Genomic DNA, 14478 nt, shown 5'->3' on the forward strand with positions numbered 1-14478 from the left:
CTATATATATGTGGGCAGGCACCAAAAATAGCAACAGTTATGAAAAAAGACGTTTCGGTCTGAGACCGAAGCGTCTTCTTGAGTGTATAAATTTTGGATTACAGTGGTAGGCCCATCTTGAAAATCGTCCAGTAGCTAAAGCCAGTGAAGGCGACGATCATATACCCCCAAAAGAGCAGGATGTAGGTTCTTTCCGTAAACTTAAGGTAACCGAAGAGAACGAAAAACGCCGTTTGCATGAAGAAAAGCAAAGCCATTTCTGTCAGATCACCCGCAAACGCCATCAGTCCAATGGTCAGGGTGAAGAAACCAAGAACACGGAACATGCGTGCCACGAATAAATCCCCCTTTCTTATGTATCACGACAACCTATTTTTCCCTAATTATAACCTTAAGGCTGCGAAGTGTAAACGAAAAGTCAATATTATGACAAATAAATATATTGCAATTGTGATTTATTTAATGTCGTTTATTGATTGTGTAATCTAAAGAAATTTATTTCGATCTGCGTCATGTATGGACAACCTTGATTTTGGAAATACATTTTAGTATCAAATAGATTCTATGAACTCTATGAGAGGCATAGAAATGAAGTAAGAAGCATTTTATCCATACGCTCACCAAAAGCTGGTGAGAAGACGGTCAGATTAGGATGTCGTTAGGAGGTTTTTATAGCATGACAGCGGTGAGACAAGATGCATGGAGTACAGAAGATGATTTGATTTTGGCCGAGGTGACGCTTCGGCATATTCGTGAGGGCAGCACACAATTAACTGCCTTTGAAGAAGTCGGAGAGCGTATTGGTCGAACGGCTGCCGCTTGCGGATTCCGTTGGAACAGTTGTGTCCGCAAGAAATACGAGGCGGCCATTGGTATTGCCAAGGCTCAGAGACAAAAACGTAATTATCTAAAGAAGCAGGCTCCACTATCGGTAAGTTCCGGCATTGCGTCTCTGACCTCAGTAGAGGTGGATGATGGGGGATACCGGAGTGATGTCGTCACGGAAGAGACGATTTCCATTGATGCAGTTATTCGTTTCCTGCGGGGATGGAAGAATACGGTTCAGGATACGAACCGCCATGTGAAGTTGCTTGAGAAGGAGCTTCAAGAGAAAGATGAGGAACTTGCCGTACTCCGGGAAGAGAATGACCGCTTGTCAGCCCAGGTCAATGAGGTTCAGACCGATTATCGGGTAGTCAACGATGATTACAAGGCGTTGATTCAAATTATGGATCGCGCCAGACGACTCGCTTTCTTAAATGAAGAGGAAGATGAAAGTAAGTCGAGATTCAAGATGGATGCTAACGGTAATTTGGAACGCATTGAATAAGAATAGGTTAGTAAGCGAAAATCCGCCGATAAGGCGGTTTTTTTGCGTGCAGAGGGGCAGGTCTGTTATAAACAATAATAGGAAGCATTGACCAGAGGAAGTTGATTGAAAGGGCGGTACTAAGTATGGGGATAGACATTATTGGAGCGGGAGCACTGGGTTTATTGTTTGGCAGTAAGCTGGTACTAGCGGGAGAGAAGGTTAGATTTTGGACAAGAACCAAAGAGCAGTCGGTTCTCTTGAAGAAAGAAGGAATCCGGTTGACTGAGGGAGACGGCAAGCAACAGGTAATTCAGGGAGAGGAATTTGAGGCTGTTTATCTGGATCAGTTCACGGAAGAGACATTGCCGTTAATCGAAGCAGAATGGTTATTTCTTACTCTAAAGCAAAAGGATATAGATGAGAGTTTATTGTACAAGCTCAAAGAAGGAAGTCAGCCTAGTACCAAGTGGGTATGCTTCCAAAATGGAATGGGGCACATGGAGAAAATCCAGAAGGTGCTGCCTGACATCATCTTGCTTGCTGCAATTACGACTGAGGGAGCGAAGCGGACGAATGGGGGCAGTGTAACGCGGTCAGGTCACGGAGAGACGAAAATTGGTGGTATGTTCCTTACCGATACGATGTCCACCAACCTTGTGGAAGAAGCGGTAGTAGCTTTGCTTCAAAAAGCGGGGTTTCCTGCAGTTATAGCGGAAGATATCATCAAAGAGATCTACTGGAAGTTACTAATTAATTCTGCAATCAACCCGCTTACCGCCTTATGGAGGATATCAAATGGTCAGTTATTGGCTACAAAAGAACGCCGGGCCATAGTTCGGCAATTATGCCATGAGGGGGAGCAGATCTGTGCTGCTTATGGAATTCACCTAGGTACAGAGTTGTATGAGCAAATCGTCACTGTATGCCAAGCGACTTCTTCAAATACGTCATCTATGCTGGGGGATGTGCTGGAAGGGAAAGCCACGGAAATTGATTATATCAATGGATGGTTGGTTGAGATGGCTCGTACCAAAGAAATTGCTGCACCGGGTCATGAGATGGTATGGAGACTGGTTCGTGCTTTCGAGGATAAATGACACTAAAATGGTTATTCGTGGATGATGATAGATTTTATTATATATTAATGAAGTAAAGTTATAAAATACCATATCATAATCAACGTTTATTTCCTCTGAGATGGAAATAAACTCGGTTATTCCACTGAGAACGGCAGGATTTCCCGGCCTTTTGTCGAAAAATACCTATACCGTATATTTTGCCGTCGGACAGATTTATATTTATAACCTAACATGCATATAAAAATCAAGTCGTTTACTTTTCAAGTTAGGTTTTTCTTACTGTTCATATTCTATTGAAGGAGGTGTGGCATTGGAAGCTTTAGTCTCTTCCTTTATCGTGTTGGCCATCGTCCCATTCGTCCCGTTCTTCCTAGTTTATTTCATTCATTTCTCGCTCCGGCATGATAAGAAAGCGGCGCTTAAGCTAGCGATGGATGTCACTACACTATTTCTGATCTTTTCGGTATCGGCTTTGTTTAACAATGTATTTCATTCTACCTTCGGTTTTTATCTGATTGTCATTATATTGTTGATTACTGGTGGGCTGATTGGCGGGATGCAGACGCGTGTGAAGGGGAAAGCCGATGTACGGAAGTTGCTGCGCGTAGTATGGCGATTGGCGTTCGCCGCAACGGGCGTTGCCTATATTTTATTGTTCCTAATCAGCATCATTACATATATTTCTTCAATCTAGGTTAAGCTAAATAAAGGGAAATAACGAATAAATCAGTGACATGCGGGGTTAATTGTTAAGAAAAACAATTGTCAATATTGTATATTGGACTATTTTGTTAAGGAAAACCGCTAATTTTGTCAAATGAAATGTAAAATCTTAAAATTTGTGTTGGATTTTTTTGACCGCTGGTTGTATAATCATAAAACATATACCACAACATTTTAAGGGGGATATTGCTAGATGAAGAAGAATAAAAGTCTATTGCTTCTTCTGACGCTCGTTCTTGCAGTCGGTACTTTACTTGCCGCTTGCGGTTCGAATGGCGGAAACAATGGTGCTGCTAATGGTGGCGCATCAAACGGAGGCAACAACACAGCTACCGATAGTGGCAATAGCGGTGGAGAGAAATTGGCTGCCGACCAAACACTTAGAATTAACATGAGTGCTGAACCGCCAACTTTCGACCCTGGCCAAGCTCAAGATAGCCAAGCTAACACGGTGTTAAACTTGATGTATGATGGTTTGACTCGTATGGACGAGTCTGGTCAATCTCTTCCAGCGGCTGCTGAAAGCTGGGAAATTGAAGGTAATAAATACACCTTCCATCTTCGTCAAGACGGAGTATGGAGCAACGGAGATCCTGTAACGGCAAATGACTTTATATTTGCTTGGGAACGTGTGCTTAACCCGAACACAACTCCAGCACCTCCATATTCGTACCAATTGTACTACATCAAAAATGCAGAACAATATAATGGAGGAGAAATTACTGATTTCAGTCAAGTTGGTGTAAAAGCAGTTGATGATTACACGCTTGAAGTGGAATTGGTTACGCCTACTCCTTATTTCTTGGGTCTGACTTCTTTCTATACTTTCTTCCCGGTTCATCAATCTGTTAAGGATGATGAGAAATGGGCCGTTGATCAAAGCAAAATGATCGTAAACGGTGAATTTACCCTGACAAGCTGGATTAAAGGTCAAACGATTGAATTGACTAAAAGTGAAAGCTATTGGGATAAAGACAACATTAAATTGAACAAAATTAATATGTCTATCGTTAACAGTAGCGCTACTGAGTTGGCAAGTTACCAAAACGGCGAATTGGATCGCGCCGGTCATCCAAACGGCGAAATTCCAACCGACCAAATTCCAATTTTGAAAGATCAATTGAAAGATGAATTGCAAATCAAAGGGACTGCAAGTACGTATTACTATGAGTTTAACGTTACTGCTGCACCTTTTGACAATGCAAAAATTCGTAAGGCTTTCTCTATGGCAATCGATCGTCAATTGATTGTAGATAAAGTAACCCTTGGTGGTCAAATTCCTGCCTTTGGTTTCGTACCTCCAGGTATCAAGGGGTTGGACGATGAATTCCGTACGGAAAACAAAGATAGTGAACTGTTTGGAGAAAATGTAGAGGAAGCCAAAAAGCTTCTTGAAGAAGGTATGCAAGAAGAAGGTTACACTACGTTGCCTGCAATTACTTTGATCTACAACTCCAGTGAAGCACATAAGAAAATCGCCTTGGCAGTTACAGATATGTGGAAAAACAACCTCGGGGTTGATGTGAAAACTGAAAACCAAGAATGGGCTGTATTCCTTGAGAACCGTCAAAGCGGTAACTACCAAGTTGCACGTGCAGGTTGGGTAGCTGACTACAATGATCCAATGACTTTCCTGGATATGTGGGTAACTGACGGTGGTAACAATGATGCGTTCTTCTCGAATGCAGAATATGATAAGCTGATCCAAGAAGCTAAGACTTCTGAAGATCTGGCGAAACGTCAAGAAAACTTCGTGAAAGCAGAACAAATTCTGATTCGCGATGAGCAGGTCTTGATGCCTGTTTACTACTACACTAGTGTTTCCGCGACCAAGCCGAACCTTAAAGGTGCAGTACTTGATTACAGCGGTGCAATCGATTACTCTCGTGCTTACTTGACGGAAGAATAATTAATGACATTGGTGTTAAATTAAATAGAGATGTCGGGATATATATGTGGGTATTCCATATATATCCCGTTTTTTTTGTGTGTGGTCTTCTTCCAAGCTTTTTGTCCTTATACAAATATATGGATTAGACAAAGTGAGCATTTTCACCTAAAATCGATTTGTGTCGAAATTTTTTGTTAAGGAGGTGTGGGCGGGCGTGGTACGTTATATAGCCAATAAGTTTTTTTTCATGTTGGTCTCGCTATTTATTTTGATTTCAGCTACTTTCTTCCTGATGAAAGCCATTCCAGGCGATCCTTTTACGTCAGAGAAAAAAGTCCCAGCTGCAATTCAGGAACGTCTGTATGAACAATACGGATTAGACAAGCCCGTTTACCAACAATATTTTAAGTATCTAGGTGATGTTGTACAGGGTGATTTGGGAATCTCAATGAAGCTTATTAATCAGGATGTATCCGATATTATAGGTCAAACCTTCTCTGCTTCACTGAAGCTTGGGGCGGTAGCGATTGTTGTAGCGATCGTGGTTGGTGTCCTGCTGGGGATGTTGGCAGCATTATATCATCGCAAGCTGATTGATAATATTGCAATGGTGGTTGCTGTACTCGGGATTGCAGTACCAAGCTTTGTTATCGCATCTCTGCTGCAATATGTATTTGCGTCCAAACTACACTGGTTGCCAACCATGGGCTTTAAGGGGCCCTTGTACTATGTCTTGCCTGTGGCAGCTTTGACGGCTCAGCCGATTGCGTTTATCGCGCGTCTTACCCGCTCAAGCATGCTGGAAGTGTTACATGCGGATTATATCAAGACAGCTAAAGCCAAAGGACTTGGCTGGATGGCTATCTTGTCCCGCCATGTTATTCGAAACGGGATTATGCCAGTGATTACCTATGTTGGACCGATGACTGCCAATATCGTAACGGGTTCTGTTGTTATTGAACAAATTTTCGGTATCGGTGGGATTGGTAAACAATTTGTACAAGCTATCGGTGGGCGTGATTATCCTGTAATAATGGGGATAACAATCTTCTACGGTATTCTGCTGATGCTTGCCCGATTTATCACTGATATTGCTTATGTGTTTGTAGATCCGCGGATTAAGCTTACAAAAGGGAAGGAGGGCTAACGGAGTATGGATACTAACCCGATTAAAGTGATGCCTTCTCCTGCCGACCTTAGACCTGAGGATTTCCGCAAGATCGGAACAGACGAGAAGGAAGCGGAGGTCATTCAACGCGAGAGTATCTCGGCGTGGCGTGATGCCTGGCAACGATTGCGTGAAAACAAATTGGCCATGACCGCGTTGGTGATACTGATATTAATTACAATTACAGCCTGGGTTGCTCCGTGGCTGGTTGGTAAAATTTACGGTTACAATTATTATACGAATGATCTGTTGAATACAAATGCAGCTCCTTCTTTTTCTTCCACTCACTGGTTTGGAACAGATGATCTTGGACGTGATATGTTTATCCGTACCTGGACAGGGGCGCAGATTTCCTTAATCGTTGGTTTGGCTGCTGCTTGTATCGACCTTCTGATCGGCGTAATATATGGTGGCATTATGGGCTATTTTGGTGGACGTGTGGATGAAATTATGAACAAGTTCTCCGAAATCCTGTATTCCATTCCTTATCTGCTCGTTACGATCTTGTTGCTGGTTGTGCTGGAGCCAAGCCTTGGAACGATCATACTGGCCTTGACTATTACAGGCTGGATCAATATGTCATGGATTGTTCGTGGTGAAATTATGCAACTCAAAAACCGTGAATTTGTATTGGCTTCCCGTTCGATGGGCGCTGGCTCGGGACGTTTATTGTTCCGTCACTTGCTGCCGAATGCGGTAGGTCCGATCATCGTTACGGTGACATTGTCCGTACCTAATGCAATTTTTGCCGAAGCCTTCTTAAGCTTCCTTGGCCTTGGTGTGCAAGCCCCAATTGCTTCCCTCGGCTCGATGATTAATGATGCCTTGACCGGCTGGTTGTACTATCCTTGGCGGATGCTGTTCCCGGCCATCTTAATCAGTTTGATCATGCTTGCATTTAACATCTTCGGCGACGGTCTTCGTGACGCGCTTGATCCAAAATTGAAAAAATAGGGGGTGGAAAGATTGGAGCCGATTTTACAAATCAAAGATTTGCATGTTTCCTTCCAAGTGAACGGTGGAGAAGTTAAGGCCGTTCGCGGGATGAACTTTGAAGTGGGGAAAGGCGAAACGGTTGCGATCGTCGGCGAATCCGGCAGTGGCAAGAGTGTCACGGCCCAAACGATCATGCGCTTGATTCCGTCCCCTCCATCTATCATTAAGCAAGGTGAAATTATCTTTCAAGGGCAAAACCTGTTGAAAACAAGCGACAAGCACATGGAATCAATCCGCGGTAAAGATATTGGCATGATATTTCAGGACCCGATGACTTCCCTCAATCCTACGATTAAGGTAGGCCGACAAATTACTGAAGTATTAATCAAACATCAGAATATGTCAGCGGCCGAAGCCAAGAAACAAGCTGTTGAAATGCTCAAGCTTGTTGGCATCAAAAATGCAGAGGCTCGCTTTAACCAATATCCTCACGAATTTTCCGGGGGCATGCGTCAACGTGTTATGATTGCGATTGCCCTCGCTTGCCGTCCGGCGCTGTTGATTGCAGACGAACCTACAACAGCGCTTGATGTAACGATTCAGGCACAAATTATGGACGTAATGAAGGATATGCAGGCTCGTCTGGGTACTTCTATTATCCTGATTACGCATGATCTCGGTGTAGTTGCCGGGATGTGCGACCGCGTCATCGTTATGTATGCCGGTGAAGTGGTAGAGACCGGAACGAAATGGGAGATCTTCAAAAATCCGCAGCATCCATATACCAAAGGGTTGTTGCGCTCCATGCCGCGTCTGGATCAGAAGAAGGGCGAACCGTTGATTCCGATTATCGGTACACCGCCTGACTTGATCAAGCCGCCAATTGGTTGTCCTTTTGCAGCTCGTTGTGATCATGCGATGACGATTTGCGAACGTATCGATCCAGAAGCTACTGTGTTTAGCGATTCGCACCTGGCCCGCTGCTGGGATCTCCATCCGATGGCCAAGGAGGTACAATCGTCATGAGTAATGGAAAAACCCTGATTGAGGTTGAAGGTTTAAAGAAATACTTTAATGTCGGAGGCGGCAATGTATTGAAGGCCGTTAATGACATTAGCTTCTCCATCGCCGAAGGTGAAACGTTAGGTTTGGTAGGTGAATCCGGCTGCGGTAAATCCACTGCCGGTCGTACGATTCTTCGTCTCTATGAGCCAACGGCCGGGAGTGTTAGGTTTAATGGTGTCGACATCAATAAGTTGTCGCCCGGTAAAATGAAGGCTATGCGCCGGGATATGCAGATGATCTTCCAGGATCCTTATGCTTCACTTAATCCACGGTTTACCGTCACGGATATTATTGGGGAAGCTCTGGATATTCATAAGATGGCGGGCTCCCGTGCAGAGCGTAAGAAACGCGTAGAAGAACTGCTTGACCTGGTCGGCTTGAACCCTGACCATGCTACTCGTTATCCACATGAATTCTCCGGGGGCCAACGCCAACGGATCGGGATTGCCCGTGCACTTGCGGTAAATCCTAAATTCATCATCTGTGATGAACCAATCTCAGCGCTGGACGTATCTATTCAGGCACAGGTAGTTAACTTGCTTGAGGATTTGCAGGATCGTCTGGGATTAACTTATTTGTTTATCGCCCATGACTTGTCCATGGTTAAGCATATCAGTGACCGCGTTGCGGTGATGTATATGGGACGAATCGTGGAACTGGCCGAAAGTGAAGAACTCTACGCTAATCCGACGCATCCTTATACAAAAACGCTCTTGTCGGCTATTCCGATTCCCGATCCGGAAGTGGAGGCTAACAAGAAACGGATTCACTTGGAGGATACAGCGAGTGGACCGATTAGTTCCAAAGATGGCGATGCTGGTAACGGATTGTTTGATCTGGACAATTCCGAGCTTGTCGAAGTGTCCAAAGGTCATTTCGTATCCATGCCGAAAAAAGGTTAAACTAATATTGAAGCAAACTCCTGCAGCATACTTTGATGCTGCGGGAGTTTTTTTGTCCAAGGTTACAAAAAGTTAGAAGTTCTTTGACGGAGCAGCCGGACATCCGGTACAATCAAGAAAGGTTTGATGGAGAACAGGAGGATTTGACCTGATGAATGTGGTTCAAGAACAACTATCATCCGCTCAACCGCTGGCTGAGGTTTATGTAAATCAGTTCTCTGCGGTCGAGTTGCTATATGAAAGTGATCCGGCTCAGTCCACGAGTTGGAGTAAGCGTGCTGCATGGCTGGACGAATCCGAGCATACACGTCTGGGAAGGGCTGACCTAGCGACTTATCTGCGTGGGTATAACCGCGAGTTTAACCCGCATCCGGCAGTGGAGCAGGCAATTTCTGAATTGGAGCAACCTGGAGCGGCGGTCATTGTAGGTGGTCAGCAAAGCGGATTGTTTACTGGGCCGCTACTGGTTATTTACAAGGCACTGACGGTAATCAAAGCGGCCAAGAAGGCTTCAGCTCAATTGCAGCGTCCGGTGGTGCCGGTATTCTGGATTGCGGGTGAGGATCATGATTGGGATGAAGTAAATCATTCTTACTTTTTGTCTCCGGAACTCCAGGTCCGGCGAATTCGTATCCATCGTGATGCGGTGGATCGGCGCCCTGTCAGTTATACCAGCGTCAGCCCGGAGGAGTGGGAACGAGCGGTTGGCGAACTGGAGCAGCAGCTTCCGGACAGTGAGTTCAAGGCGCAACTCTTGGATATGGCACATCAATTGGAAGGTAAGGGCACATCAAGTCTGAGTGAAATGTTCGCTCGCTTGATGGGCAATTTATTTGGTAAGTATGGACTGATATTGCTGGATTCAGCAGATCCCAAGCTCCGCCAGTTGGAGATTCCGGTTTTTGAGGCGATTATTGCTCAGAATGATGAACTGGAGGGCGCTTATTTCGATACGGTGCGTGATATGGCTGACTTGGGATATACCCCCTCTGCTGAAGTAGCGGAGAATGGAGCCAATTTATTTTATGTTGACGATCATGAGCGTCGGTTGCTCTTTAAGCAGTCGGGTCGCTACAGTGATCGTAAGCATAAGGTCTCCTTCTCACAGGAGGAACTACTGGCTGAACTGCATAAATACCCGGAACGCTTTAGTAATAATGTCCTTACTCGTCCGTTGATGCAAGACAGCGTACTGCCGGTACTAGCTACAGTGTTGGGTCCCGGGGAAATATCATATTGGGGGCTGACTCGGCGCGCCTTCCGTAAGTTGGGGTTACGGATGCCATTGCTGCTTCCTCGTGAATCCTTCACGGTTGTGGAACCGACGGTGCAGAAATATATGAACAAATACGCGCTGAAGTGGAACGATGTGAAGGAGCGTGAAGACTTTCGCCAGAAGCGTGAAGCTTGGTTGTCCGCCCAGGATGCATTGCAAACCGATACCCGATTTGATGAAGTGATTGGGGCATTTACAGATATGTACAACCCGCTTATTGAACAGTTATCCAGCATTGACAACGGTCTACATAAGCTCGGTGGCATTAACAGGGACAAGATTATTGAGCAGATCAATTATCTGCGGGGCAAGACGAAGGATACTCTAGCCAGAAATCATGACACTGGCCTGCGGCAGTTCGCCCGGGTTGAATTATCCTTGTTTCCCTTAAGTAAGCCACAAGAGAGAGTGTACAATATCTTCTATTATCTTAATCGGTTTGGACTTGACTGGATTGACGGTTTGATGGATATTTCTTATGACGAGACTGGTAAGCATCGCATTATCTATTTATAGGAGGAAATAGGATGAGCTCAACAGCTATTCAAAACAGCATTATTACAGACTTGAAACTTGCACCGGAGGGGCATTTAAAAATTGATTGGGTCGAGGCTCATATGCCTGTACTCAATCGAGTGCGTAAGCAATTCGAGGCCGAGCAGCCATTTAAAGGACTCAAAGTGACCATCTCCCTTCATTTGGAGGCCAAAACAGCTTATCTAGCCAAGGTAGTGCAAGCGGGTGGAGCTGAAGTGACGATTACCGGCAGTAATCCATTGTCCACGCAGGATGATGTCTGCGCTGCTTTGGTGGAGGATGGTGTTACCGTGTTCGCCAAGTATAATCCAGAGCCTGAGGAATACAAGGCCTTATTGGTTAAGGCGCTGGAAACCAAGCCGGACCTGATCATTGACGACGGGGGCGACCTGGTCTCCACACTACATTCCGAGCGTCCAGACCTGCTGGCTCAAGTCCGGGGTGGAGCCGAAGAGACAACGACGGGTATTTTACGTTTGAAGGCAATGGATAAGGAAGAGCAACTGAAATTTCCGATGGTTGCGGTTAACGATGCCTATTGTAAATACTTGTTCGATAACCGTTATGGTACAGGTCAATCCGTATGGGATGGCATCAACCGTACGACAAACCTGGTGGTTGCTGGGAAGACGGTAGTAGTAGTAGGTTACGGCTGGTGCGGCAAAGGGGTTGCTATGCGGGCCAAGGGTCTGGGGGCCAATGTCGTAGTTACAGAAATAGATGCCATTAGAGCAGTAGAAGCTTATATGGATGGCTTCCAAGTGATGCCGATGCTGGAAGCGGCCAAAATTGGCGATTTCTTCGTGACGGTCACCGGAAATCGCGATGTCATTCGTGGAGAGCATTATGACGTGATGAAGGATGGCGCTCTATTGTCTAACGCTGGTCACTTCGACGTGGAAGTGAACAAGCCTGAACTTCAGGAACGTTCATCCTCCGTACGTACGGTGCGTCGTAATATTGAAGAGTATCAGCTCAAGGATGGTCGTAAAATCTATTTACTGGCGGAAGGACGTCTGGTTAACCTGGCAGCAGGAGATGGACATCCGGCTGAAATTATGGACATGACATTCGCACTACAGGCATTATCGCTGAAATTTGTGAATGAGCAATATCAGCAAATCGGCAATACTGTGGTGAATGTGCCTTATGAACTGGATGAGCAGGTAGCCCGCTTTAAGCTGGAGAGCCTGGGACTTGGCATCGATGCCTTGTCTGAAGAGCAACGCGTTTATCTCGATAGCTGGCAAGAGCATTAATAGAGGATGTTCAAAAAATCGTCTTTCCAGAACGAAGCAGATCGAGGAGTAGATTCGACATCGAATCTTGAATTCAGCCGGGCCTTCCGTTGCTCACGTAGATCTGTCTACGCTCCGCTACTCAGTCCCTGACTTCATCCAACCTTCTCGGTCCTGTAAACCCGACTTTTTGAACTCCACTAATAGTCCCGAAAAGCCAGTAAGGCTTTGGTTGACTGTCAGGCAAGAATAAATAGACTTAAGCAGGGCTAGTCCGCAGATAAAATCTGTGTGGACTAGCCCTTTTTGTCGCTTGGCAACGACCTCATCCTTCTTTGTTCCAAAAAAAATTATGAACATTAGAAGGAATTTAACAATCAATGCAGAATAGTTACTTATCACAGTGGTGTAAAGTGGTGTAAAGTGGGGGAAAGAGGTAAGGAGTGAGGCAACAATGTTTATGGGGGAATTCCAACATAGCATTGACGATAAAGGCCGGATTATTATCCCGGCTAAGTTTCGTGATCTCCTCGGAAGCTCTTTTGTGGTTACCCGTGGTCTGGACCAGTGCTTATTCGTCTACCCCTCGCAGGAGTGGGAAGTGCTGGAGCAGAAGCTGAAGGCTTTGCCGCTGATGAAATCCGATGCACGGGCGTTTACCCGATTCTTCTTCTCTGGTGCGACGGAATGCGAATGGGATAAGCAGGGAAGGGTAAACCTGCCGGGCAATTTAAGACAGTACGCCAAGCTGGAGAAGGATTGTGTCGTCTTGGGCGTGTCGAACCGGGTAGAAATTTGGAGTAAAGATACCTGGGAGCAATATTTCCAGCAATCGGAGGATACGTTCAACGAAATTGCCGAGAAGCTGGTGGATTTTAACTTTGATCTTTAACACTTTAGGTTTGGAGGCGTAGGTCTTGTTCCATCACATCACGGTACTCAAAGAAGAAGCGACAGAAGGGCTGCGCATCAAGCCGAACGGTATTTATGTGGATTGTACGCTGGGAGGCGGCGGGCATAGTTCGGTCATTCTTTCCAAGCTTGGTCCCGGAGGAAGGCTTATTGCCTTTGATCAGGACGACTGGGCGCTGGACAATGCCAGAGAGCGACTGTCGTCTTATGCAGACAAGTTGACATTGGTTAGAAGTAATTTTCGTTATTTGGAGCAGAAGCTATTGGAGATTGAGGGTATCCCGCAGCAAGATGGGGTTCCTCAGGTCGATGGAATATTGTTTGACCTTGGCGTGTCTTCCCCTCAGTTCGATGAGGGGGAACGCGGATTTAGCTATAATGCAGATGCCAGGCTGGACATGCGGATGGATCAGTCCGCACCGCTAACCGCTTGGGAGATTATTAACGAGTGGCCCGAACGTGAAATTGCTCGTATTTTGTTCCAATATGGGGAAGAGAAATTCTCAAGACGAATTGCCAAAGTGATTACCGAACGACGTGCGCAGGGTTCAATTGACACTACGGAGCAACTTGTTGAGTTGATTAAGGAAGGGATTCCGGCAGCAGCAAGACGAACAGGCGGGCATCCGGCCAAGCGTAGCTTTCAGGCTTTGCGTATTGCAGTCAATGACGAACTGGGCGCATTTGAGGAAGGACTTCATGCTTCCATTCGTTGTCTGGCTCCGGAAGGACGGGTGTCTGTTATTACGTTCCATTCCTTGGAGGACCGTATCTGCAAGCAAATCTTGGCCGGATACGTGGAAAAGTGTACTTGTCCACCGGACTTTCCGATGTGCGTGTGCGGGGGGAAAGGGAGGATTAAATTAATTAACCGCAAGCCTATCGTTCCCTCGGAAGAGGAGTTATCCGATAATTCGCGGGCCCGCTCAGCCAAGCTGCGTGTGGCAGAGAAATTGCAAACATTAGTGGAGGAATTGTAGATGGCATATACACGGGGAAACTTAGCAGTTCAGGAACAACAATCGAAACGCAGCAACCCCTCACAGCGTTATCGGGAAACAACCAAGGTGGTTACGCGCCGTTCCCCGTTGCCGGTTCGGGAAAAATTGCTGTACATGTTCACGGTCATGTTTTGCGTAGCTGTCATGGCGGCTATTTTATGGCAAAATGTGGCGCTTTACAATATCAAGCGTCAAATGTTTAATTTGAATACGGACGTTCAGGCCATTACTACAGAAATTAAAGAACTTTCTATTCAAAAGCAGAAGCTGGAGGAACAAATTCCGGAGAGAGCGATGAATGAACTTGGGTATGTGCAACCTGAAATGGAAGGTCTGCATGTTCAGGTTCCTGAAGGGACGAACACAGATAAAAGCCAGGTTGCTGATCATGAGGAGACAAAGACTGCGGATAGCGTAACTACCGCTAAGAAATAACAG

At 45.7% G+C, this 14478-nt stretch carries 14 protein-coding genes; 13 read left to right on the plus strand and 1 reads right to left on the minus strand.

What is annotated here, in order from left to right; translation table 11 throughout:
• Window positions 1–98: 98 nt before the first annotated feature.
• Window positions 99–335, minus strand: coding sequence for a DUF2626 family protein (locus AC1VOR_RS07935; protein ID WP_482617057.1), 237 nt, complete (start codon window positions 333–335; stop codon window positions 99–101).
• A 341-nt stretch (window positions 336–676) separates the two neighbouring features.
• Between AC1VOR_RS07935 and AC1VOR_RS07940 the strand changes: the two genes are divergently transcribed.
• The 13 genes from AC1VOR_RS07940 to AC1VOR_RS08000 all read left to right on the plus strand — a co-directional run bounded on the left by AC1VOR_RS07940 (window position 677) and on the right by AC1VOR_RS08000 (window position 14475).
• The gene (locus AC1VOR_RS07940; protein ID WP_059052162.1) at window positions 677–1330 is read left to right on the plus strand and encodes an RsfA family transcriptional regulator; all 654 of its coding nucleotides are present in this window, start codon (window positions 677–679) and stop codon (window positions 1328–1330) included.
• A gap of 125 nt (window positions 1331–1455) precedes the next feature.
• Window positions 1456–2409, plus strand: coding sequence for a ketopantoate reductase family protein (locus AC1VOR_RS07945; protein ID WP_482617058.1), 954 nt, complete (start codon window positions 1456–1458; stop codon window positions 2407–2409).
• Between the two features lie 292 nt (window positions 2410–2701).
• Window positions 2702–3085, plus strand: coding sequence for a DUF3397 domain-containing protein (locus AC1VOR_RS07950; protein WP_482617061.1), 384 nt, complete (start codon window positions 2702–2704; stop codon window positions 3083–3085).
• A 222-nt stretch (window positions 3086–3307) separates the two neighbouring features.
• Window positions 3308–5023: a peptide ABC transporter substrate-binding protein gene (locus tag AC1VOR_RS07955; RefSeq protein WP_482617062.1), complete on the plus strand. Its 1716-nt coding sequence runs from the start codon at window positions 3308–3310 to the stop codon at window positions 5021–5023.
• Window positions 5024–5219: 196 nt separating this feature from the next.
• Window positions 5220–6152, plus strand: coding sequence for an ABC transporter permease (locus AC1VOR_RS07960; RefSeq protein WP_482617065.1), 933 nt, complete (start codon window positions 5220–5222; stop codon window positions 6150–6152).
• A gap of 6 nt (window positions 6153–6158) precedes the next feature.
• Window positions 6159–7127: an ABC transporter permease gene (locus AC1VOR_RS07965; protein ID WP_482617068.1), complete on the plus strand. Its 969-nt coding sequence runs from the start codon at window positions 6159–6161 to the stop codon at window positions 7125–7127.
• A gap of 12 nt (window positions 7128–7139) precedes the next feature.
• Window positions 7140–8135, plus strand: a complete 996-nt coding sequence (locus tag AC1VOR_RS07970; RefSeq protein ID WP_059052168.1) for an ABC transporter ATP-binding protein — start codon at window positions 7140–7142, stop codon at window positions 8133–8135.
• On the plus strand, window positions 8132–9076 hold the full coding sequence (locus AC1VOR_RS07975) for an ABC transporter ATP-binding protein (RefSeq protein WP_482617070.1): 945 nt from the start codon (window positions 8132–8134) through the stop codon (window positions 9074–9076). The genes AC1VOR_RS07970 and AC1VOR_RS07975 overlap by 4 nt, the downstream gene beginning before the upstream one ends.
• A 151-nt stretch (window positions 9077–9227) precedes the next feature.
• Entirely contained in the window at window positions 9228–10868 is a 1641-nt protein-coding gene (bshC, locus tag AC1VOR_RS07980; protein ID WP_482617071.1) for a bacillithiol biosynthesis cysteine-adding enzyme BshC, read from the plus strand.
• A gap of 11 nt (window positions 10869–10879) precedes the next feature.
• Complete coding sequence (locus tag AC1VOR_RS07985) at window positions 10880–12148, plus strand: adenosylhomocysteinase (RefSeq protein WP_482617073.1); 1269 nt, start codon at window positions 10880–10882, stop codon at window positions 12146–12148.
• Between the two features lie 433 nt (window positions 12149–12581).
• Complete coding sequence (gene mraZ, locus AC1VOR_RS07990) at window positions 12582–13019, plus strand: division/cell wall cluster transcriptional repressor MraZ (RefSeq protein WP_059052172.1); 438 nt, start codon at window positions 12582–12584, stop codon at window positions 13017–13019.
• Window positions 13020–13044: 25 nt separating this feature from the next.
• A complete protein-coding gene (rsmH, locus tag AC1VOR_RS07995; RefSeq protein ID WP_482617074.1) occupies window positions 13045–14019 on the plus strand; it encodes a 16S rRNA (cytosine(1402)-N(4))-methyltransferase RsmH in 975 nt (324 codons plus the stop codon).
• Window positions 14020–14475 carry a hypothetical protein gene (locus AC1VOR_RS08000; RefSeq protein ID WP_482617076.1) on the plus strand — a complete coding sequence of 152 codons (456 nt, stop codon included), beginning with the start codon at window positions 14020–14022 and terminating at the stop codon, window positions 14473–14475.
• The last annotated feature ends 3 nt before the right edge of the window (window positions 14476–14478 follow it).

This window comes from Paenibacillus sp. 1SOY10 (assembly GCF_056836745.1).

Coding starts and splice junctions, on each gene's coding strand:
- AC1VOR_RS07965 (WP_482617068.1), top strand. CDS start 6,159: ATGGATACTAACCCGATTAAAGTGATGCCTTCTCCTGCCGACCTTAGA.
- AC1VOR_RS07945 (WP_482617058.1), top strand. CDS start 1,456: ATGGGGATAGACATTATTGGAGCGGGAGCACTGGGTTTATTGTTTGGC.
- mraZ (WP_059052172.1), top strand. CDS start 12,582: ATGTTTATGGGGGAATTCCAACATAGCATTGACGATAAAGGCCGGATT.
- AC1VOR_RS07975 (WP_482617070.1), top strand. CDS start 8,132: ATGAGTAATGGAAAAACCCTGATTGAGGTTGAAGGTTTAAAGAAATAC.
- AC1VOR_RS07985 (WP_482617073.1), top strand. CDS start 10,880: ATGAGCTCAACAGCTATTCAAAACAGCATTATTACAGACTTGAAACTT.
- AC1VOR_RS08000 (WP_482617076.1), top strand. CDS start 14,020: ATGGCATATACACGGGGAAACTTAGCAGTTCAGGAACAACAATCGAAA.
- bshC (WP_482617071.1), top strand. CDS start 9,228: ATGAATGTGGTTCAAGAACAACTATCATCCGCTCAACCGCTGGCTGAG.
- AC1VOR_RS07940 (WP_059052162.1), top strand. CDS start 677: ATGACAGCGGTGAGACAAGATGCATGGAGTACAGAAGATGATTTGATT.
- AC1VOR_RS07955 (WP_482617062.1), top strand. CDS start 3,308: ATGAAGAAGAATAAAAGTCTATTGCTTCTTCTGACGCTCGTTCTTGCA.